The following is a 21,706-nucleotide window of genomic DNA, read 5'->3' as shown; positions in this document are numbered from 1 at the left end:
CTCCGCGCCGGGGGCATCAAGCGCTGTGGCTGTGCCCGTCCAGGGTGGTGGTCGTGGTGCGGTGCCCGTTCAGCCCCAGCTTGGCCAGCAGTTGCACATCGGCATCCACATCGGGGTTGCCCGTCACCAGCAGCTTGTCGCCATAAAAGATCGAGTTGGCCCCGGCCATGAAGCACAGCGCCTGCACCGCTTCACCCATCTGCTGGCGCCCGGCCGACAGGCGCACGCGCGCCTTGGGCATGGTGATGCGGGCCACCGCAATCACGCGCACGAAGTCAAATGGGTCGATGGGTTCACTGTCGGCCAACGGCGTGCCGGGCACGCGCACCAGGCTGTTGATGGGCACCGACTCGGGGTACGGCTGCAGGTTGGCCAACTGCGCAATCAGGCCCGCACGGTGCACCGGCGCCTCGCCCATGCCCACAATGCCACCGCAGCACACGCTGATGCCCGCGTTGCGCACGTTCTGCAGCGTGTCCAGCCGGTCCTGATAAGCGCGGGTGCTCACCACGTCGGTGTAGTACTCGGGCGCGGTGTCCAGGTTGTGGTTGTAGTAGTCCAGCCCGGCGTCCTTGAGGGCCTTTGCTTGGTGCGATTCGAGCATCCCCAGCGTGGCGCAGGTCTGCAAGCCCAGGCCCTTTACCGCACCAATCAGCGCGCTGACTTTTTCAATGTCGCGGTCCTTGGGCGCACGCCAGGCCGCACCCATGCAAAAGCGTGTGGCGCCAGCGTCCTTGGCAGCCTGGGCTGCACGCACCACTTCCTCCACTTCCATGAGTTTTTCGGCTTTCACGCCCGTGTCGAACTCGGCCGCCTGCGGGCAGTAGCCGCAGTTTTCAGGGCAGCCGCCGGTTTTCACCGACAGCAGCGTGGCCAGCTCGATGTCGCCCGCAGGCCAGTGCTGGCGGTGCACGGTTTGCGCTTCAAACAGCAGGTCCATCAAAGGCTTGTCGAGCAGCGCCTGGATGGCCTCGACCGACCACTCACCCTGCACGGCCGGCACAGGGACGGGGCGATGAATTTGGATGGGCTGGGGGGCGGAGAGGGTTGCATTGGCCATGGGTGGAGTCCTTTCGAGAGCCTGCTGCTGCATGCACCAGGGATTGCATCAGTGATCACACAAAGCGCCACATCACGGTGTTCCAAAGAGCCACCCTGCGTCGCTATCACCATGATTTTGAAGGAGATTTTGGTGCAATTACCCTCAACATGGTCACAAAAGGTGCCACTGTTTCTAGGCCCGTAACTGCCCCGATCTTTCGGGACAAAAACGCAGAAAAAGGCGGCCGTTGGCTGCTGTAGAGCGCACGTTCAAACGGCGGCAAAACCCGCCCGCACAACGTGCTCCCAACGGGCGGCTTTGGCTTACATCTTGCAGCCGGGGCCCGCTTGCGCGGCCCGAAGTTAGACCAAGTTAGATGCAGGCCAGGCCCCGCTCGGACCGCGCTCTGGCCACAGCGCCCGCAACCAGGCACACCAACGCCAGCCCGTCAGCCACCACAATGCGCTGCAAATGTGTGTTGAAGCCGCCGGTGGACCACGCCAGCAGCAGGAACGAGAGAACACTGACCGCGCCCACAGTCAGCCCCAGCCACTGGTAGCGGGGCTTGAACGCCGCCGCCATGCAGACGCCACCCACAATGCCAAACAGCACGGCACGGTGGCGCAACAGGATGAGGGTGTTCGGATCAGAAGGGGTCGTGCCGTAGAGGCTCGCCAGTGGCGCAGCGCCGAACACGCCGAGCAACGGAATCAGGTGGATGGCACCTGCGAGCAGCAGGGCCAAAGAAGCAATTTTTTGCATGGGCAGACGACACCAAAGACAAGGTGCCGCTGTTGTAGCCCCCGTCGGGGCTGGCGACCATGACGTGCCCGGTCATGGACGCCGCGCGGTTCAGCGCCCCAGCATCTGCTCCAGCGCCTCGCGGATGGCGCGGGGTTTGTTGTCCCCATCGTCCATTGCAGAGCAGGTGGGGCTGCGCTCTACCTCCGGGCCGCTGGTGCCGACCCGGGCGAACAGGCGTTCGCAGTCGCAACGCAGCGTGGCCAGCGTCTTGCGAGACCGCTGGTGTTTCACTTCCGCCACCCAGCAGCGGTCTGCGCAGCCGCAGGACCGGTACTGCAAGGTTTCCCCCGCCCTGCCCCAATCGAGCGGATAGGCGCCAGTGCCGCCTGCGGCTCCGGCCCCTTGCCCTGCCAGCGCCAACACGAGCGCACACACCCTGGTGCCGACCCGAAGCGCACGCTGCAGTGAAAACACGGAATGCACGGGAGTTGGCGATCGCGCCGTTCAGCCCAGCGCCGCAATCACATCCGCCGGGGCCTGCACCAGCTCGATCAGCACGCCCTCACCGGCAATCGGAAACTCGTCATTGCTCTTGGGGTGCAAGAACGTGATGTCGTAGCCCGCAGCGCCCTTGCGGATGCCACCGGGGGCAAAGCGCACACCCTTGGCGGTGAGCCATTCCACAGCCTTGGGCAGGTCGTCGATCCACAGGCCAATGTGGTTGAGCGGCGTGGTGTGCACGGCTGGCTTTTTCTCGATGTCCAGCGGCTGCATGATGTCCACCTCCACCTTGAAGGCACCCTTGCCCATGGCCAGGATGTCTTCGTCCACGTTCTCGCGCTCGCTCTGGAAAGTGCCGGTCTGCTCCAGGCCCAGCATGTCGACCCACAGCGTCTTCATCCGCTGTTTGTCGGTGCCACCAATGGCGACCTGCTGGATGCCCAGGACCTTGAAGGGGCGTGGGGTCGTGCTCATGATTACTCCTGATTTGATAGCTGCCAGCGCATATTCTTCTAGCGCTAGCGGCCAAAAAGACTAAAAAAGGGGCGCAAGGCCCCTCCAGATGGGCTGTCGGGCCCTTGGGATCACTGGAATTCCAGGATCACCTGATCGACCGCCAGCGACTCGCCCTTGCCCGCCACGATCTTGCCCACCACGCCGTCTTGCGCGGCGAAGAGGATGTTCTCCATCTTCATGGCTTCGATCACAGCCAGCTTCTCACCCGCCTGCACCTTCTGGCCGGGCTGCACCGCCACATCCACCAGCAAACCGGGCATGGGCGAGAGCAGGAACTTGGACAGGTCTGGCGGCGCCTTGAAGGGCATCAGCTTGTGCAGGCGGGCGCCCAGCGGTGACAGCACCAGCGCGTCGATCTGCGTGCCGTTGTGCGCAATGCGCAGCGCCAGCGGGTTCTTGCCCACACCGCGCTCCACCTGTGCGGTGAAGCCCTGGCCGTTGCATGCGCCCTGCACCCGGATCTGACCCAGCGTGGCGTTGCTACTGATCTGATAGCTGTTACCGCCTACAGAGACTGAGCTAGAGCCCGATTTGTCTTCAAAGTCAGAGACCGTGACTTCGTGGTGCTGGTTCTGCCCCTCGGCGCCCAGCGTGACCACCACAAACTGCTCGCCCACCTTCACCTCATGCCCCGCCAGCTGGCCGCTGATGCCAGAGGCGCGCGCGCGGTAGCGGCGGTTCATGTAGGCGGCCAGCGCCACCAAAAACAGCGGGTCGCTGTGCGGCACGTCTTCGGCGTGGAAGCCCTTGCCGTAGTTCTCGGCAATGAAGCCGGTGTTGAAGTCGCCCGTCACAAACTTGGGGTGCGCCAGCAGTGCGGCCTGGAACGGGATGTTGCTGCTGATGCCGCGAATCACAAAGCCGTTGAGCGCTGCGCGCATCTTCGCAATCGCGTCATTGCGGTCCGTGCCGTGCACGATGAGCTTGGCGATCATCGAGTCGTAGTACATGGGGATCTCGCCGCCTTCGTACACGCCCGTGTCCACCCGCACGCCCAGCTTCTTGCTGATGTCGGACTGGAACATGGATTCCTCCGGCGGCTGAAAGCGCACCAGACGGCCGGTAGACGGGAGGAAGTTGCGGAACGGGTCTTCGGCGTTGATGCGGCACTCGATGGCCCAGCCGTCGCGCTTCACATCAGCCTGCGTCAGCGGCAGCTTCTCGCCTGCGGCCACACGAATCATCAGCTCCACCAGGTCCAGGCCGGTGATGCACTCCGTCACCGGGTGCTCCACCTGCAGGCGGGTGTTCATTTCGAGGAAGTAGAAGTCCTGGTCCTTGCCAACCACAAATTCCACGGTACCTGCGGATTGGTACTTGACGGCCTTGGCCAGCGCTACGGCCTGCTCACCCATGGCCTTGCGGGTGGCGTCGCTGATGAAGGGCGATGGTGCCTCTTCAATCACCTTCTGGTGGCGGCGCTGGATGGAGCACTCGCGCTCATTCAGATAGATCACATTGCCGTGGCTGTCGCCCAGCACCTGGATCTCGATGTGGCGCGGCTCCTGCACAAACTTCTCGATGAAGATGCGGTCGTCGCCAAAGCTGTTGCGGGCTTCGTTCTGGCAGCTGGCAAAGCCTTCAAACGCTTCCTTGTCGTTGAACGCCACGCGCAGACCCTTGCCCCCGCCGCCGGCCGAGGCCTTGATCATCACGGGGTAGCCAATGCCCTTGGCAATCTCCACCGCCTGCTCGGGGCCCGCTATGGCATCGTTGTAGCCAGGAATCGTGTTGACCTTGGCCTCGTTGGCCAGCTTCTTGGACGCGATCTTGTCGCCCATGGCCGCAATCGAATGCGCCTTGGGGCCGATGAAGGCAATGCCTTCATCCTCGCAGCGCTTGGCAAAGGCTTCGTTTTCAGAGAGGAAGCCATAGCCGGGGTGCACGGCTTGCGCGCCGGTCTGCTTACAGGCGTCAATGATCTTGTCGGCCAGCAGGTACGACTCACGCGATGGCGCGGCGCCAATGTGCACGGCCTCGTCGGCCAGCTTGACGTGGCGGGCTTCCTTGTCGGCGTCGGAATAGACGGCCACTGTCTTGATGCCCATCTTGCGGGCAGTCGCGATGACGCGGCAGGCGATTTCGCCACGGTTGGCGATCAGGATTTTTGTAAACATTGCTTTGCCCTACTCAACTTTGAGATCCCGCGACGCAGCGGCTTCGCGGTGGTTGATACACATATTGCTTGGGTATTGAGGAATCACTAGCACTTGCTCCACAGAGCATTCTGGATAGATCCATCGTTCCCAATTCGTCTTGAGCCATTCGACAGACAACGAGGTTGCACCCAGCTGAAACCTCGCTTCCAGAGGAAGTTCGATCAGCGTGAGTCCAGCTTTTTGACCGGTACAGACGACCAAACTCAACCCGCAATCGGAAACCCGTGACTCCAGACACATCAAATCAACGACTGGCTCGTACGGCCACTGAGCGGCCGTGATTCGAAGCACCGTTCCGCGCCAAAGCTCTGGCTCCACCACCTGCGGCAGCGGATGCCAATCGGCACGAATTTGAGGCTGAAGATCAGCGGTGTCCATGCTAGAGCGCCCGTATCACAGCGGAATGTTGCCGTGCTTGCGCCAGGGGTTCTCCAGCTTCTTGTCGCGCAGCATCACCAGACTCCGGCAAATCCGCTTGCGCGTCTCGTGCGGCAGGATCACGTCGTCAATAAACCCCCGTGCCCCCGCCACAAACGGGTTGGCAAAGCGTTCCTTGTATTCCGCCTCACGCGCGGCCAGCTTCACCGGGTCGTTCTTGTCTTCGCGGAAGATGATTTCCACCGCGCCCTTGGCGCCCATCACCGCAATTTCAGCGTTGGGCCAGGCCAGGTTCACGTCGCCGCGCAGGTGCTTGGAGCTCATCACGTCGTACGCGCCGCCGTAGGCCTTGCGGGTGATGACGGTGATCTTGGGCACGGTGCACTCGGCGTATGCGTAGAGCAGCTTGGCGCCGTGCTTGATGATGCCGCCGTACTCCTGGCTGGTGCCGGGCATGAAGCCGGGCACGTCCACAAACGTGACCACGGGGATGTTGAACGCATCGCAAAAGCGCACAAAACGCGCGGCCTTGATGGAACTCTTGATGTCCAGGCAGCCCGCCAGCACCAGCGGCTGGTTGGCCACGATGCCCACGGTCTGGCCTTCCATGCGGGCAAAGCCGATGATGATGTTCTTGGCGTACTCGGGCTGCAGCTCGAAGAAGTCCCCGTCGTCCACCGTCTTGAGGATCAGCTCCTTCATGTCGTAGGGCTTGTTGGGGTTCTCGGGCACCAGGGTGTCCAGGCTCAGGTCCATGCGGTCGGCCGGGTCGTTGCTGGGGCGCACGGGGGCTTTTTCGCGGTTGTTGAGCGGCAGGTAGTTGTACAGGCGGCGCAGCATCATCAGCGCCTCTACGTCGTTCTCAAACGCCATGTCGGCCACACCGCTCTTGGTGGTGTGGGTCACGGCGCCGCCAAGTTCCTCGGCGGTGACTTCTTCGTGCGTCACGGTCTTCACGACCTCGGGGCCGGTGACGAACATGTACGAGCTGTCTTTCACCATGAAGATGAAGTCCGTCATGGCGGGCGAGTACACGGCGCCACCGGCGCTGGGGCCCATGATCATGCTGATCTGCGGGATCACGCCGCTGGCCAGCACGTTCTTCTGGAACACATCGGCATAGCCGCCGAGGGACGCCACGCCTTCCTGGATGCGGGCGCCGCCCGAGTCGTTGAGGCCGATGACCGGTGCGCCGACCTTCATGGCCTGGTCCATCACCTTGCAGATCTTCTCGGCATGGGTCTCGCTCAGGGCACCGCCGAACACCGTGAAGTCCTGGCTGAACACGAACACCAGGCGGCCGTTGATCATGCCGTAGCCCGTCACCACACCATCGCCGGGGATCTTGTTGTCCTCCATGCCAAAGTCTGTGCAGCGGTGCTCGACGAACATGTCCCATTCCTCGAACGTGCCGTCGTCCAGCAGCAGCTCGATGCGCTCGCGCGCGGTGAGCTTGCCCTTGGCGTGCTGCGCATCAATGCGCTTTTGCCCGCCGCCCAGGCGTGCCAGCGCACGCTTTTTCTCCAGTTGATCCAGGATGTCTTGCATGGTCGTCCTTTGGTGAATGGGTTGGTGTCTACTATTTATTTGATAGCTGCCAGCGCATGATTTGATTGCGCTTGGAGCAGATTTCGTGCTGCAGTGGATGCCGCAATGCGCCCCGCGGCCACATCGGCCTGCATCTGGGGCAGCAGCTCTTTGACCTGCGGGTGCTGGCGAAACGCGAGCTTGAGGCCCGCGTCGATGCGCTCCCACATCCAGGCCAGCGCCTGCTTCTCGCGCCGCGTGGCCAGACGGCCGTTGGCGGTTTGCAGCTGGCGGAACTGCGTGACGGCGGCCCAGAAAGCATCCACGCCCTGCCCCAGCAGCGCGCTGATCTGCACGACCTTGGGGTGCCACAGCGTCTCGTCGTGGTGTGCGTTCTCGGGGTTGCCGTGTTGGCTGAGCAGGCGCAGGCTCGACGTGATCTGCGCCTCGGCCCGCGTGGCAGCGTTCTTGTCGATGTCGGCCTTGTTGATGACCACCAGGTCGGCAATCTCCATCACGCCCTTCTTGATGGCCTGCAGGTCGTCGCCTGCGTTGGGCAGCTGCATCAGCACGAACATGTCCGTCATGCCCGCCACGGCAATCTCGCTCTGGCCCACGCCCACGGTTTCGACGATCACCACGTCGTAGCCTGCGGCCTCGCAGACCAGCATGGCCTCGCGCGTCTTCTCTGCGACTCCGCCCAGCGTGCCGCTGCTGGGGCTGGGGCGGATGTAGGCCTTTTCGTGCACCGACAGGTGTTCCATGCGCGTCTTGTCGCCCAGGATGGAGCCACCCGAAACGGTGCTGGACGGGTCAATGGTGAGCACAGCCACGCGGTGGCCCTGGCCGATGAGGTACAGGCCCAGCGCCTCGATGAAGGTGGACTTACCGACACCAGGCACGCCGCTGATGCCGAGGCGGAACGCTTTGCCCGTGTGCGGGAGCAGCTGGGTCAGCAGCTCGTCGGCCTGGGCGCGGTGGTCCACCCGCGTCGATTCGAGCAGCGTGATGGCTTTGGACATGGCGCGGCGTTGCACTGCCGCCGTGCCCTGCACCACCCCCTCCAAAAGCGCCGCAGGGGTCACGCCACCGCCTTGCGAATCTGCTCCAGCACATCCTTCGCGCTGGCCGGGATGGGGGTGCCTGGGCCATACACGCCCTTCACGCCGGATTCGTACAAAAAGTCATAGTCCTGCGCCGGGATCACCCCGCCCACGAATACGATGATGTCGTCGGCACCCTGGTCCTTGAGCGACTGGATGATGGCGGGCACCAGCGTCTTGTGGCCCGCAGCCAGCGTACTCACGCCCACGGCGTGCACGTCGTTTTCGATGGCCTGGCGAGCGCATTCCTCAGGCGTCTGGAACAGCGGGCCCATGTCCACGTCAAAGCCCAAATCGGCAAACGCAGTGGCCACCACCTTGGCGCCACGGTCGTGGCCGTCCTGGCCTAATTTTGCGATCATGACCCGTGGGCGGCGCCCCTGCTCTTCGGCAAAGGCGTTGATTTCGGTCTTGAGTTTGTCCCAGCCTTCGGCCGAGTCATAAGCAGCTGCGTACACACCGGTCACCTTTTGTGTGTCGGCGCGGTGGCGCCCGTAAACTTTTTCCAGGGCATCGCTCACCTCGCCCACCGTGGCGCGCAGGCGCACAGCCTGGATGGACAAATCGAGCAGGTTGCCCTCGCCGCTCTCCGCTGCTGCAGTCAGGGCGTCCAGCGCAGCCTGCACCTTGGCAGCATCGCGGGTGGCCTTGATCTTTTGCAGGCGGGCAATCTGGCCGTCGCGCACCTTCATGTTGTCAATCTGCAGGATATCGACCGGGTCTTCCTTGGCCAGCTTGTATTTGTTGACGCCGACGATCACGTCCTTGCCACTGTCGATGCGTGCCTGCTTCTCCGCCGCAGCGGCTTCAATCTTGAGCTTGGCCCAGCCGCTGTCCACGGCCTGGGTCATGCCGCCCATGGCTTCGACCTCTTCGATGATCTTCCAGGCGGCGTCGGCCATGTCCTGGGTCAGCTTCTCCATCATGTAGCTGCCGGCCCAGGGGTCGATCACGTTGGTGATGTGGGTCTCTTCCTGGATGATGAGCTGCGTGTTGCGCGCAATGCGGGCGCTGAACTCAGTGGGCAGCGCAATCGCTTCGTCAAAGCTGTTGGTGTGCAGGCTTTGCGTGCCGCCAAACACGGCCGCCATGGCCTCGATGGTAGTGCGCACCACGTTGTTGTAGGGGTCTTGCTCGGTGAGGCTCCAGCCGCTGGTCTGGCAGTGGGTGCGCAGCATCAGGCTCTTGGGGTTCTTGGCGCCCGTGGCCTTCATGATGCGGCACCACAGCAGGCGCGCGGCGCGCATCTTGGCGACTTCGAGGTAGAAGTTCATGCCGATGGCCCAGAAGAAGCTCAGGCGCCCGGCGAATTCGTCCACGTCCATGCCCTTGGCGATGGCGGTCTTCACATACTCCTTGCCGTCGGCCAGGGTGAAGGCCAGCTCCAGGGCCTGGTTCGCCCCGGCTTCCTGCATGTGGTAGCCGCTGATGGAGATCGAGTTGAACTTCGGCATGTTCTTGGCCGTGTACTCGATGATGTCGCCAATGATCTTCATCGACGGCTTGGGCGGGTAGATATAGGTGTTGCGCACCATGAACTCTTTCAGAATGTCGTTCTGAATGGTTCCGGAGAGCTTGTCTTGCGAGACGCCCTGCTCTTCCGCCGCCACCACATAGCCCGCCAGCACGGGCAGCACGGCGCCGTTCATGGTCATCGACACGGACACCTTGTCGAGCGGGATCTGGTCGAACAGGATCTTCATGTCCTCGACCGAATCAATCGCGACGCCCGCCTTGCCCACATCGCCCGTCACGCGGGGGTGGTCGCTGTCGTAGCCCCGGTGGGTGGCCAGGTCAAACGCCACCGACACGCCCTGCCCGCCTGCGGCCAGCGCCTTGCGGTAGAAGGCGTTGGATTCTTCAGCGGTGGAAAAGCCTGCGTACTGGCGGATCGTCCAGGGCCGCACCGCATACATGGTGGCCTGGGGACCGCGCAGGTAGGGTTCAAAACCCGGCAGCGTGTTGGCATAAGGCAGGCTGGCCGTGTCTTCGGCGGTGTACAGCGGCTTGACGGTGATGCCATCGGGCGTGACCCAGTTGAGGGCGCTGACATCGCCCCCCGGCGCCGACTTGGCTGCGGCCTTGGCCCAGGCTTCCAGCGAAGACGCGGCGAACTCTGGGGCGTTGTTGGTGGGTTTGTCACTCATGGCAAAAGCTACTCCGAAGATGGCATGGGGGCGTCCAACACGGCGTACAGGCGGTGACCGCACGGGTGCTGTGGTGTGGCGGCGAGTTTACATCATTCATAATTATTGATTCAAAATATTCCGTGCAGCTTACAATCCGCCCCATGTCTGCCCTCACCCTCACTCCCCGCGCGCTCTACGAAGAAGTGGCCGAGCAATTGCGCCAGCGCATCTTCCGCCGCGAACTGGAGCCCGGCAGCTGGATCGACGAGCTCAAGATTGCCGAGGAATTCGGCATCAGCCGCACGCCACTGCGCGAAGCGCTGAAGGTGCTGGCCGCCGAAGGCCTGGTCACGATGAAGGTGCGCCGTGGCGCCTATGTGACGGAGATGAGCGAAAAAGACCTGCGCGACGTGTACCACCTGCTCAGCCTGCTGGAGAGCGACGCCGCAGGCGTGGTGGCCGAGCGCGCCACCGACGCCCAGTTAAAGACCCTGCAGGACCTGCACGCCGAGCTGGAAGCCGCCGTGGCCGACCGCGAAAAGTTCTTTGCCATCAACGAGCGCTTTCACATGCACCTGCTGGAGATGGCCGACAACCGCTGGCGCAGCCAGATGGTGGCCGACCTGCGCAAGGTGATGAAGCTCAACCGCCACAACTCGCTGTTCAAACAAGGGCGCATTGAAGATTCGCTGGGCGAGCACCGCGCCATCCTGGCCGCCATGGTGGCGCGCGACGCCAAGGCCACGGTCAAGGCCATGCAGGCGCACTTTGCGCAGGGGCTGGAAGCAGCGACCTGAGGTGCTGCGGGCCGTGCTGGCATGCACCCACGCGGCCACGATCATTCCGCAAACAGGAACGCACCATTTGCAACACATGGGGTGATCGCACACGGCCCGGCCCAGGTTGCGCTCGTTATCATCCCCCGGGTTTCCACCGAGGCCGTGGCGCCGCACGCCACAGCAGCCTCCACCGCCGAGTTTGATGACCTCTACCCCCGCCGATATCGCCAGCGTGCAAACGCTGCCCCAGCTCCTGGCCTACCGCGCCGCCCGCACCCCCCAGGCCGAGGCCTACCGGGCGTTTGACTCCTCCCGCCAAGCCTGGGCCAGCCTCACCTGGGCGCAGACCGCAGAGCGCGTGAACACCTGGGCCCAAGCCCTCGCCGCCATGCAGCTGCCACCGGCCGCGCGCGTGGCCATCTTGCTGCCCAACGGCCTGCATGCCATGTGCGCCGACCAGGCCACGCTGGCCACTGGTGGCGTGCCCGTGCCGCTGCACGCCATCGACAACCCGGGCAGCATCGCCTACATCCTGGCCGACTGCGAGGCCTCGATGCTCATCGTGAGCCAGGCCGAGCAGTGGGAAAAGATCCGCGCCGTGGGCACGCCGTTCCCAGCCCTGCGCGCCGTGGTCATTAGCGATGACGACGACGCCTTCAAGCCCACCCCGGCGTCTATCGACAGCCCGGCCGTGGGCTCGCTCGCGCAGTGGCTGACGGGGGCGGGGCAAACGGGCGCTCCTACGACCGGCATGGGCCCGCAGGCCGATGACCTGGCCGCCATCGTCTACACCTCTGGCACCACCGGCAAACCCAAGGGCGTGATGCTGACCCACCGCAACGTGGTGAGCGACGTGAAGGCCGTGCTGGAGCGCATTGCTCCCACGGTGGACGACGTGTTCCTGTCGTTCCTGCCGCTGTCGCACACCTTTGAACGCACGGGCGGCTATTACCTGCCGATTGCGGCGGGCAGTTGTGTGGCCTATGCCCGGTCGGTGGCCCAGCTGGCAGAAGACCTGAAAATCATACGCCCCACCGTGCTGGTGTCGGTGCCGCGCATTTACGAGCGCATCCACGCCAAGCTGATCGAAAAGCTATCGCCCACACCCTGGAAGATGCAGCTCTACGAAGCCGCGCAGAGCAAGGGCTGGGCCCGGTTTTGTGCCGCACAGCGCCTGCCGGCCCCCACGCCGGATGCCAGCAGCCAGGCTGCAGGCTGGATGGCTGCCCTGCCCTGGCCGGTGCTGCAGGCCCTGGTGGCCAAGCCTTTGCTGGCCCAGTTTGGCGGCCGCGTGCGCGTGGCGGTGAGTGGCGGCGCCCCGCTGTCGCCCACCATTGCCAAGTGTTTTCTGGGCCTGGGGCTGCCGCTGATCCAGGGCTACGGCATGACCGAGACCGCGCCGGTTGTGTCGGTCAACGCACTGGACGACAACGACCCCGCCTGCGTGGGCAAGGCCTTGCCCGGTGTGGAGGTGCGCATTGGCGACAACCACGAGCTGCAGGTGCGCGGCCCCATTGTGATGAAGGGCTACTGGAAGCGGCCGGAAGACACCGCGCGCATCCTGAGCCCCGACGGCTGGTTGGGCACGGGCGACCAGGCCGACATCGTGAACGGCCGCATTTACATCAAGGGCCGCATCAAGGAAATCATCGTCACCTCGACCGGCGAGAAGATTCCCCCCGGCGACCTGGAACTGGCGCTGCTGGCCGACCCGTTGCTGGAACAGGCCTTTGTGGTGGGTGAAAACCGCCCCTTCATCGCCTGCGTGGCCGTGCTGAACGCAGGCGAGTGGCAGCGCCTGGCCGCCGACCTGGGCCTGAACCCCCAGGCGGCGGACAGCCTGAACCACCCCAGCGTGCACCGCGCCGTGCTGGCGCGCATCGAAAAGAACACCGCCAGTTTTGCCCGCTATGCCGTGCCGCGCACGGTGCATCTGACGCTCGATCCATGGACGATTGAAAACACCTTCATGACCCCCACGCTCAAGCTCAAGCGCAACAACCTGATGGCGCACTTTGCCGAGGCGATTGAGGGCATGTACCAAAAGCCGGGGCGTTGAGCCAGTCAAGACGGGCTCAGTGCACCAGCTCGCCTTCCCGCGCGTAGGCGGAGCCAAAGCGGTTGGCCAAAAAGTCGTCAAGCGCGACAGCCTCCTGCCCCACAAAGCCCTGCTGCGGCAGCCGCCCCTGCGCCACCAGGTCCAGCGCCGTGCAGATGCCTGCCGCCGTAGTGAGCTGGATGGCGCTGAGCCGGTGCCCCGCCACCTCGGTGCCCACGATGTGGGCGGAATACGAATCCTGCACCAGCCGCCCGCCCTTGAGGCCTGATGCGGTGGCAAACACCACGATCACGTCCTGGTCGGTGGTGGGGATGGCGGTTTCGAGAATGTCCTTGAGCAGATCGCGCCGGTCGCGCAGGCGCAGGTCATTGAGCAGCAGTTTGAGGATGGCGTTGTGGCCCGGGTAGCGGATGGACTGGTAGTCCACCTGCCGCGCCTTGCCCGCCAAGGTTTCTGTCAGCGTGCCCAGCCCGCCCGAGGTGTTGAAGGCCTCGTACTCCACACCGTCCAGCGCAAAGGTCTCCAGCCCCTCCAGCGCGGGCACCGTGGTGCGCACGCCATCCACAATGGCCTCGCAGGGGTTGCAGTATTCGTTGATGAGGCCTTCGGTGCTCCAGGTCAGGTTGTAGCGCAGGGCACCCTGGGGGTAGCGGGGCAGCGCCCCCACACGCATGCGCAGCGTGTGCAGGGTGTCAAAACGCCGGGCCAGATCGTTGCCCACGATGCCGATGAAGCCCGGCGCCAGGCCACACTGGGGCATGAGCACGCTGTGGGCCGTGGTGGCCAGGGCGCGGATGGCCTGGGTGCTGGCCACGTCTTCGGTCAGGTCGAAGTAATGCACGCCTGCCGCAGCACACAAGGTGGCCACAGGCACGGCGCGGTGAAACGGCAGCGCGTTGAGCACGGCATAACGCCCGTCGATGGCGGCTTGCAGGCTGGTGTCGTCTCCGATCAGACGGGTTGCTACGCCCAAAGCAGCCACCTCAGCCAGGCGGGCCGGGTCGCGGTCGGCCACCAGGATGTCGTAGTCACCGGCCTGCTGCAACAAGAGCGCCATGGCAAAGCCGATGTGGCCTGCACCCAGGATGGTGATGGCGTGGCGGGAGGAAAAGGCGGTCATGGCAGTGCTCCTGGTGTGTGCTGGCGGCCGGGCCGCAGCGGTGGTGAAAGATGCCTTGATGCTAGGCAAGGGCAGTGTCAATGTGTAGCTGTCATATCGTCGAAAAATCGCTCCTATAACGTCATAACGGCGAATATCATGACCGCTATGACTTTTGAGCCCTCAAACCCCACCGCCCGACCCACGCTGGACGCTACCGACCGCCAATTGCTGAGCCTGCTGCAGGCCAATGCCCGCGAAGGCACGGCGCAGCTCGCCCGCAAGCTGGGGCTGGCGCGCACCACGGTGGTGGCACGCATTGCGCGGCTGGAGCGCTCGGGCGTGGTGGCAGGCTACGGCGTGCGGCTGGGGGCACGGCTGGATGCCACTACCGTGCGGGCCTGGTGCAGTATCAGCGTGCTGCCCAAGGCAGCGCCCGCCGTGCTGCGTGCGCTGGAGGCGATGGTAGAGGTCGAAGAGGTCTCGGCCGTGAGCGGGCCGTTTGACTACCTGGTGTTCTTGCGTTGCACCAGCCACGAGCAGCTCGATACCCTGCTCGACAAGGTGGGCCAACTGGACGGCGTGCACCAGACGCAGACCAGCATCGTGCTCAGCCGCAAGATCGACCGACGCAGCGTGGGAGCCTGAATACCGCCCCACCGCTCATACTACTTTTTTGATAGCTTTCAGCGCTTTCTACATAAGCGCCAGAAGCCGATTTCACTCAAAAAACCAACAAACTCAGGCCTCGAACTGCGTCGGGTTCTTACCCCGGATGGGCGCATAAAACGCCTTGATGCTCGCCATGTCGCGCTCCACATCGCCCGTGGGCTCAAACACCGGGCCCAGCCCGCCGACCTTGCGGCCGTAGTCCACAAACGCCAGCACGATGGGAACACCCGCCTGCTGGGCGATGAAGTAGAAGCCCGTCTTCCAGTGCCGCGTCTTGCCCCGCGTGCCTTCGGGCGGCACGATGAGCTGCATGGGGCCGTCGGCATCGCGCATGGCCTGGGCCGAGCTGGCGACGAGGTTGTTGGCCTGGCTGCGGTCCACCGGGATGCCGCCCAGCCAGCGCATCACCCCGCCAAACGGCGCCTTGAACAGGCTGTGTTTGCCCATCCAGTACACCCGCAGCCGCAGCGAAAACGCGAGCATCAGCGTGTAGGGCAGGTCCCAGTTGCTGGTGTGCGGTGCGGCAATGAGCACGCTTTTGGCGGCGTGGACAGGCAAGGCGCCTTCGACCTTCCAGCCGGTGATGCGCAGGGTGAAGCGGGAAAAAGCGCGCAGGAGCGTGTTGACAACCGGCGTGTCAAAAATGGTGTGGTGCATGGGAAACGGGTGACAGAACGGGGCCTGGAGCGCTGGAGCGGGTGAAAAACCCGGGCTGTGCAGGCATCGAGAGCGTCGCGAGTATCTCTGATCAGGGCAATGCCCCGCCTTGACGCAAGGCAAATGACCGTCGCCATCACATCCTTTCGCCCCATGCCAGGCGCTATTGTTGTGATAGCTGTTAGGGCAATAAAAATAGGCGCTAACGGGTGTTAGCGCCAAGTTCTCGGTAGCAGCGACTGCCGTGCCAAATAAAGCTGGCGTTTGCACCCCACAGGTCCAGAATCCGCCCCCAGCAGGCCCGTGTTCTCACTGCCGCCCCATGCTGCAAGCCCAGCGCCCCACCACCCCGCCCTACCGCGACCGCAAGCGGTATGCATGGCTGCTGTCGCTGGTGGTGCCCTGCACCGTGGGCGTAGGCCCGGCGTTGATGGCCTGGACGGGCAATCCGCTGTCGCTGTGGGCGCCAATGGCGTTTTTCTACCTCGTCGCCCCGTTGCTCGACGGGATGCTGGGCGTGGGACCAGAGCAACCCGCCCGAATCCGCCTTGCCTGCATTGGAAAACGACCGGTACTAGCGCCGCATCACCTTTCTGCTGGTGCCGGTGCTGTGGGCCGCCTTCATCTTCAGCGCCTGGTGGGTGGCCACGCAGCCCCTGCCCTGGCACGGCGTGCTGGCGATGGTGCTGACCACGGGCACGGTGGGCGGGTTCTGCATCAACCTGGGGCATGAGCTGGGTCACAAGAACACGGCGCTGGAGCGCTGGCTTGCCAAGCTGGTGCTGGCGCCCACGGCCTATGGGCACTTCTTCATCGAACACAACCGGGGCCACCACCGCGACGTGGCCACCCCGGCCGACCCGGCTTCGTCGCGCATGGGCGAGTCCATCCACCACTTTGTGCTGCGCGAGATGCCCGGTGCTGCACGCCGCGCCTGGGCGCTGGAGAAAGACCGCTTGGCCCGCCAGCACCTGCCGTTGCTGTCCTGGCACAACGAGATCCTGCAGCCCGCGCTCATCACGGCGCTGCTGTGGGCCGGGCTGGCGCTGTGGCTGGGTGTGGCCATCCTGCCGTTTTTGCTGGCGGCGTCGTTCTGGGCCAACTTTCAGCTGACCTCGGCCAACTATGTCGAGCACTACGGGCTGCTGCGCCGCAAGGACGCCAGCGGCCACTACGAACCTTGCCGCCCCCAGCATTCGTGGAACAGCAACCATGTGTTCTCCAACTGGGCCCTGTTCCATCTGCAGCGGCACTCCGACCACCATGCCCACCCTCTGCGCCGCTACCAGTCGCTGCGCCACTTTGACGAGGTGCCGCAACTGCCCATCGGCTACTTCGGCATGTTCACGCTGGCCTATGTGCCGCCACTGTGGCGCCGCGTGATGGACCCGCGCCTGCTGGCCCAAGTGGGCCGCGATGCCGCCCACATCAACATCGACCCGCGCCAGCGGGCCGCGATCGTGCGGAAATACGGGTTGCGCGACCTGGGTTAGGACGGTTGGATGGGGTGGCGACCGTTCACAGTACGTCCGCTGGGCCAAACACCTCGGCCCTTGCACTTCATTATTGATAGCACGCAGCGCAATCAGCACTAGCGCCTGCACCTGTTTTGACTCAAAAACCTCCTGCGACACCTATTGCGCAGCCAGTGGGATAATCCTGGGCTCGCACCTGCAGCCCCGCAGCGCCCCCGACCAGAGGGGCCGCTCTGCTGCAGAACCTTCCCTCCCCGCCTTTGCTGTTTGCCCGTGGAAACCACCCTGAGCCCCTGGCGCATGTCCGTCGCCCCCATGATGGACTGGACTGACCGCCACTGCCGTTACTTTCACCGGCTGCTGACCCGCCAGACCCTGCTGTACACCGAGATGGTGAACGCAGGCGGCATTCTGTATGGCGGCACCGAGCGCCACCTGCGCTACAACGCCGAAGAGCACCCCGTGGCCCTGCAGCTGGGCGGCAACGAGCCCGACAAACTGGCCCAGGCCGCCAGGCTGGGTGAGGAATGGGGCTACGACGAAATCAACCTGAACTGCGGTTGCCCCAGCGACCGCGTGCAGCGCGGCGCCTTTGGAGCCAGCCTGATGAAGGCCCCCCAGCTGGTGGCCGACTGCGTGAAGGCCATGAAGGACGTGGTGAGCGTGCCCGTCACCGTCAAGCACCGCATCGGTATCGACAAGGTGGAGGACTACGGCTTTGTGCGCGACTTCATCGGCACCGTGGCCGAGGCAGGCTGCACCGTGTTCATCGTGCATGCGCGCAACGCGTGGCTGCAGGGCCTGAGTCCGAAGGAAAACCGCGACATCCCTCCCCTGCGCTACGAGGTGGTGCACCGCCTGAAGGCTGAGTTTCCGCAGTTCACCATCGCCATCAACGGCGGCATCACCACGGATGACGTGGTGCAGGAGCAGTTGCAACATCTGGACGGCGTGATGATCGGCCGTGAGGCGTACCACAACCCCTGGTGGCTGGCCCGCTGGGACCAGCTCTACTACGGCGGCGCCCCCTGCCCCCTGACCCGCGAGGAAGTGGAGCTGGCCATGGTCGAGTACATGGAGCGCGAAGCCGCGCAGCATGGCACCCCCTGGCCCCACATCGCCCGCCACATGCTGGGCCTGCGCCACAGCCTGCCCGGCGCCCGCATCTGGCGCCAGGTGTGGAGCAACCATCTGCTCAAGGACCGCCCCGCGCGGGAGGTGCATGCGCTGGCAATGCAGGCCTATGCAAGTGGAACGTCCGAGCCAGAAGCCGCTCACGCGCAACCGGCGTTGTCGGTCTGAACTGAATCATCGACTGGTCGGAGCTGTAACGCAGGCGGTGATGAGCAAACGCGCGAATAGTCCGTCCACAGTGCAGGTGTGTTTGCGCCCGCCCGTCGCGGCTGATGGCGCACGGTTTGTTGCACTGGCCCAGCACAGCAGCACGCTGCACGCGCCCTGGACTTCAGCCCCTTCAACCCCGGAAGCGTTTGCCAGCTATCTCGCACAAATGAACCTGCCCACGCACCGGGCGATGTTGGTGTGTACGCCGGACCAGCATGATGGCAGTGAGCAGATCGCAGGGGTCTTCAACCTTTCCCAGATCGTGATGGGCGACTTTTGCAGCGCCTACCTGGGCTATTACATCTTTGCAGGGTTTGAGCGCCGGGGGCTGATGGGCGTGGGTTTGCGGCATCTGTTGCGCTATGCCTTTGGCACTCTGAAGTTGCACCGGCTGGAAGCCAACATCCAGCCCGGTAATGAGGCGTCCATCGCCCTGGTGCGCAGCTGCGGATTTCAGCAAGAAGGGTTTTCGCCCCGCTACCTCAAGATCAATGGCCGCTGGCGCGACCATGAGCGCTGGGCCATCGTGGCCGATTGAGTCAGAGAATTTGTCTGCGCTCGCCAGACCTCTGTTACGGGATGTCCACTATCAAGATGACCGGGACTCCAACCGCCCCACCCACGCCGCCAGCGGCTCCGGCCGACCGAACAGGTAGCCCTGCAGGCACTCGCACTGGCTCTCAACGAGAAAATCGGCCTGGGCGCGTGTCTCCACCCCCTCGGCCACTACACGCAAGTTGAGGTGGCGGGCCACCGAGATGATGGACTGCACGATGGCTGTGTCGTTGGGGTCGTCGGGTGTGTCGTCCACAAAGCTCTTGTCGATCTTCAGCTCGTACAGCGGGAGCCGCTTGAGGTAGGCCAGGCTCGAATAGCCGGTGCCAAAGTCGTCGATGGAAAAGCGCACACCCAGCTGCACGATCTCGGTCATGCGGGCGATGGTGTCGTCCAGGTCTTCGATCAAAAGGCTTTCGGTCACCTCCAGGATCAGCAGGGCCGGGTTGGCGCCGGTGTGGGCCAGGATGTGGCGCACGCGCTCGACAAAGTCGTCCTGGCGAAACTGCCGCTCGCTCACGTTGACCGAGAGCGACAGCGCGTGCCCTGCCCCCTGCAGGCGCGCCAGGGTTTCGCAGGCCTGCTGGATCATCCAGTCGCCCATGCGCAGGATCAGGCCCGAGGCCTCGGCAATGGGGATGAAGCGGCTGGGCGGGACGTTGCCGCGCACGGGGTGGTCCCAGCGCATCAGCAACTCGCCGCCCACCACGTTGCCGGCCGCATCCACCTGGTTTTGCACAAAGGCCGCCAGTTGGCCCAGCGCCTGCGCTTTTTTAAGGTCCTGCTCCAGCGCCAGACGCTCCTGCACGTCGGCCTGCATGGCAGCCTCATAAAAGCGGATGCGGTTGCGCCCCAGGTCCTTGGCGCGGTACATGGCCGTGTCGGCCTCGCGCAGCAGGTCTTCCACGCCTTCGCCTCGTTTGGGGAAAAGCGTGATGCCGATGCTGCCGGTGGTGCTGTAGAGGTGGGTGTCGATGGTGTACGGCGCCTCCAGCGCGGTACGCATTTCTTCGGCCACCAGCAGCGCGGCGCGCCCGGCGGACTCCATGTCCGACGCCACGTTGTGCACCAGCACCACAAACTCGTCCCCTCCCAGGCGGGCCACGGTGTCGCCCGGGCGTTGCAACTGCGTGAGCCGCCGGGCCACCTGCATCAGCAGCATGTCGCCCACCGTGTGCCCGCGCGCGTCGTTGATCTGCTTGAAATTGTCCAGGTCGATGTAGAGCACAGCCCCCACCTGGGCGGCCTTTTGCGCGTTGGCCAGCGCGTGTTCCATGCGGTCCAGCAGCATGCGCCGGTTGGGCAGGCCGGTGAGCGCATCAAAGTAGGCCAGCTGGTGTGAGCGCGCCTCGGCCTGCTTGCGCTCGGTGATGTCGCGCGAGAGCGCGATGAACCGGGGTTCGTCCCCAGGCGCAGCACTCTCCTTGCGCGCAATCGACAACTCAAACCAGTGGGTCACGCCGCCCAGCTCCAGCCGGAACTGGTGGCCCGACGAATACCCGGTGTGGTGTGCCGCTTGCAGCGCCGCATGGCAGCCGGCAGCGGCCTCGGGCGGCACCACATCGCGCAGCAGGCGGCCCAGAAACATCTCGGGCGGCACAGCCAGCTCACCTGATCGGGCAGAACGGTAGTGGTAAATGCAGCCGTCCAGCCCCAGCTCGAACAGCAGGTCAGGAATGGCGCTGAGCGTGCTTTCGAGGTCGTCGCGGGTGGCGCGCAGTTCGGCCGTCATGTCCCGCGCCAGGGCCACGGCACGCTCGCGCCCCGTAGCGAGCAGCCAGGTGAACCAGGCCAGGATCAGGCTCAGCACCGTTCCCAGCAGTGCCACCGGGTGGTGTCCATCGTCCTGAAAGCGCTGCACAAAGCCAGGCTGGGGCGCCATCTGCAAGGTCCAGCGCCGCCCTCCCAGCTCCAGCTCGCGCCGCGCCTGCAAAGGCTGCCCACCCGCCCCCAGGGCCGGCGCCTTGAGGTTGCTGAAAAGCTGCACACTTGCGGCGGCACCGGCGTCTCCAGCGATGGCAACGGGGGACACGGCACCCGCGCCCGGGGTGCTGTCCATGATCTGCAGGCCGATGTCGGCGTCAAATTCACGGGACATGCCGTGGATCACATCCTCCATGCGAAACGGCGCCGACACCCAGCCCGCCAGCCCTTGCCGCCTGCCCTCCACCGTGCCGTTGTCGGCGTCGGCGCGGTACAGGGGCATGTACATCACCAGCCCTGGGGCTGCGTTTTGCATCAGGGTCAGCCGCCCGGACAGTGCCAGCGCTCCGGTGTCGCGGGCCCGGTCCAGCGCCTCCTTGGCGGGTGGAAGGGTCAGCACATCAAAGCCCAGGGCCTTGAGATTGGGGCCCTCCAGCGGTTCGATGTGGGTGATGGGGGCCATCAGTGCGCGCTCGCCGGGTGGGCGCACCGCATATTGGTCGAAGCCCCGCTGGCGCATGTCCTCCAGGTGGGCCGTCAGCGCATTGCCGGGGAACTGCAGGATCAGCGACACCCCCTGCAGCCCGGGCCGGGTCGCCTGCAACTGCAGCGCACTCACGTAGGCCTGGAACTCAGCCCGGTCGATGCGCTCCGAGCCTTCAAAGTAGCCTTTGACGCCGCGCAGCACCACCTCGTAGGTCGCCATGCGGTCCTTGAGGTTGTAGGCGATCTGGTCGGCCGCCACCTCAAAGTTCTGCTCGCGCTTGGCCCGCGTGTTCTTCTCTTCGCTCTGCCAGTACAGAAAGGTCAGGCCCAGGGTCAGCAGCGCAATCAGCGGGGGCAGCACCACGGGCAACCAGCGGTGGTTGCTCGTGCCCGCCACCCCTTCGGGCGCCCACGCCACCGGCCCCTGCGGTGCAGGCGCATCGGTGTGCGGAGCGGGTTCTGGAGTCATGGCATCCTGGGTGATGGAAGCGCGTCGGCGGTACACAGGCTGTGGACCCGAGGGGCTGCACCATTATGAGCATCTGTCCTGCGCCGAAA

At 64.6% G+C, this 21,706-nt stretch carries 18 protein-coding genes; 6 read left to right on the top strand and 12 right to left on the bottom strand.

The features are described 5' to 3' along the window. Positions 1–16: 16 nt before the first annotated feature. From bioB to scpA, 9 genes are all read right to left on the bottom strand, one after another. Positions 17–1,060, bottom strand: a complete 1,044-nt coding sequence (bioB, locus tag ACOYR4_RS11160; protein WP_422849559.1) for a biotin synthase BioB — start codon at positions 1,058–1,060, stop codon at positions 17–19. Between the two features lie 354 nt (positions 1,061–1,414). Continuing rightward, on the bottom strand, positions 1,415–1,804 hold the full coding sequence (locus ACOYR4_RS11155) for a phosphopantetheine adenylyltransferase (protein ID WP_422849558.1): 390 nt from the start codon (positions 1,802–1,804) through the stop codon (positions 1,415–1,417). Between the two features lie 90 nt (positions 1,805–1,894). Further along, positions 1,895–2,260: a hypothetical protein gene (locus tag ACOYR4_RS11150; protein ID WP_422849557.1), complete on the bottom strand. Its 366-nt coding sequence runs from the start codon at positions 2,258–2,260 to the stop codon at positions 1,895–1,897. 30 nt (positions 2,261–2,290) lie between these two features. After that, positions 2,291–2,761 carry a VOC family protein gene (locus ACOYR4_RS11145; RefSeq protein WP_060987719.1) on the bottom strand — a complete coding sequence of 157 codons (471 nt, stop codon included), beginning with the start codon at positions 2,759–2,761 and terminating at the stop codon, positions 2,291–2,293. Positions 2,762–2,871: 110 nt separating this feature from the next. Next, entirely contained in the window at positions 2,872–4,920 is a 2,049-nt protein-coding gene (locus tag ACOYR4_RS11140; protein ID WP_422849556.1) for an acetyl-CoA carboxylase biotin carboxylase subunit, read from the bottom strand. A gap of 9 nt (positions 4,921–4,929) precedes the next feature. Next, complete coding sequence (gene imm45 / locus ACOYR4_RS11135; protein WP_082753581.1) at positions 4,930–5,340, bottom strand: Imm45 family immunity protein; 411 nt, start codon at positions 5,338–5,340, stop codon at positions 4,930–4,932. A 15-nt stretch (positions 5,341–5,355) separates the two neighbouring features. Continuing rightward, the gene (locus ACOYR4_RS11130) at positions 5,356–6,888 is read right to left on the bottom strand and encodes an acyl-CoA carboxylase subunit beta (protein ID WP_060987717.1); all 1,533 of its coding nucleotides are present in this window, start codon (positions 6,886–6,888) and stop codon (positions 5,356–5,358) included. Positions 6,889–6,923: 35 nt separating this feature from the next. Continuing rightward, positions 6,924–7,952: a methylmalonyl Co-A mutase-associated GTPase MeaB gene (gene meaB / locus ACOYR4_RS11125; RefSeq protein ID WP_209819671.1), complete on the bottom strand. Its 1,029-nt coding sequence runs from the start codon at positions 7,950–7,952 to the stop codon at positions 6,924–6,926. Continuing rightward, positions 7,949–10,117 (bottom strand): methylmalonyl-CoA mutase, encoded by a 2,169-nt coding sequence (scpA, locus tag ACOYR4_RS11120; protein ID WP_060987716.1) that lies wholly within the window; start codon positions 10,115–10,117, stop codon positions 7,949–7,951. The genes meaB and scpA overlap by 4 nt, the downstream gene beginning before the upstream one ends. A 143-nt stretch (positions 10,118–10,260) precedes the next feature. Between scpA and ACOYR4_RS11115 the strand changes: the two genes are divergently transcribed. Both ACOYR4_RS11115 and ACOYR4_RS11110 read left to right on the top strand, forming a co-directional pair. Further along, complete coding sequence (locus ACOYR4_RS11115; RefSeq protein ID WP_015014137.1) at positions 10,261–10,896, top strand: GntR family transcriptional regulator; 636 nt, start codon at positions 10,261–10,263, stop codon at positions 10,894–10,896. A gap of 184 nt (positions 10,897–11,080) precedes the next feature. Next, entirely contained in the window at positions 11,081–12,937 is a 1,857-nt protein-coding gene (locus ACOYR4_RS11110; RefSeq protein ID WP_422849555.1) for an AMP-dependent synthetase/ligase, read from the top strand. A 16-nt stretch (positions 12,938–12,953) separates the two neighbouring features. On the opposite strand, the gene ACOYR4_RS11105 is transcribed toward ACOYR4_RS11110, so the two are convergent. After that, positions 12,954–14,057, bottom strand: coding sequence for a saccharopine dehydrogenase NADP-binding domain-containing protein (locus tag ACOYR4_RS11105; RefSeq protein WP_422849554.1), 1,104 nt, complete (start codon positions 14,055–14,057; stop codon positions 12,954–12,956). Between the two features lie 138 nt (positions 14,058–14,195). Between ACOYR4_RS11105 and ACOYR4_RS11100 the strand changes: the two genes are divergently transcribed. Then, positions 14,196–14,684 carry an Lrp/AsnC family transcriptional regulator gene (locus ACOYR4_RS11100; RefSeq protein WP_422849553.1) on the top strand — a complete coding sequence of 163 codons (489 nt, stop codon included), beginning with the start codon at positions 14,196–14,198 and terminating at the stop codon, positions 14,682–14,684. 93 nt (positions 14,685–14,777) lie between these two features. On the opposite strand, the gene ACOYR4_RS11095 is transcribed toward ACOYR4_RS11100, so the two are convergent. Beyond that, a complete protein-coding gene (locus tag ACOYR4_RS11095) occupies positions 14,778–15,365 on the bottom strand; it encodes a lysophospholipid acyltransferase family protein (RefSeq protein ID WP_422849552.1) in 588 nt (195 codons plus the stop codon). A 599-nt stretch (positions 15,366–15,964) separates the two neighbouring features. Between ACOYR4_RS11095 and ACOYR4_RS11090 the strand changes: the two genes are divergently transcribed. The 3 genes from ACOYR4_RS11090 to ACOYR4_RS11080 all read left to right on the top strand — a co-directional run bounded on the left by ACOYR4_RS11090 (position 15,965) and on the right by ACOYR4_RS11080 (position 18,722). Further along, complete coding sequence (locus tag ACOYR4_RS11090) at positions 15,965–16,858, top strand: alkane 1-monooxygenase (protein WP_422849551.1); 894 nt, start codon at positions 15,965–15,967, stop codon at positions 16,856–16,858. A gap of 282 nt (positions 16,859–17,140) precedes the next feature. After that, positions 17,141–18,142 (top strand): tRNA dihydrouridine(20/20a) synthase DusA, encoded by a 1,002-nt coding sequence (dusA, locus tag ACOYR4_RS11085; protein WP_422849550.1) that lies wholly within the window; start codon positions 17,141–17,143, stop codon positions 18,140–18,142. Further along, on the top strand, positions 18,084–18,722 hold the full coding sequence (locus ACOYR4_RS11080) for a GNAT family N-acetyltransferase (RefSeq protein ID WP_422849549.1): 639 nt from the start codon (positions 18,084–18,086) through the stop codon (positions 18,720–18,722). Before dusA ends, ACOYR4_RS11080 begins: the two co-directional genes overlap by 59 nt. Before the next feature lie 51 nt (positions 18,723–18,773). Here the strand turns inward: ACOYR4_RS11080 and ACOYR4_RS11075 are convergent, their stop codons facing one another. Continuing rightward, positions 18,774–21,617 carry a bifunctional diguanylate cyclase/phosphodiesterase gene (locus tag ACOYR4_RS11075; protein WP_422849548.1) on the bottom strand — a complete coding sequence of 948 codons (2,844 nt, stop codon included), beginning with the start codon at positions 21,615–21,617 and terminating at the stop codon, positions 18,774–18,776. Between the last annotated feature and the right edge of the window lie 89 nt (positions 21,618–21,706).

It is taken from the genome of Acidovorax sp. M14 (genome assembly GCF_049331375.1).
In the GTDB taxonomy this organism is placed as follows: domain Bacteria; phylum Pseudomonadota; class Gammaproteobacteria; order Burkholderiales; family Burkholderiaceae_C; genus Acidovorax.
Note: the sequence above shows the minus strand (reverse complement) of the source record. Positions and strands in the feature narration are given on the sequence as shown.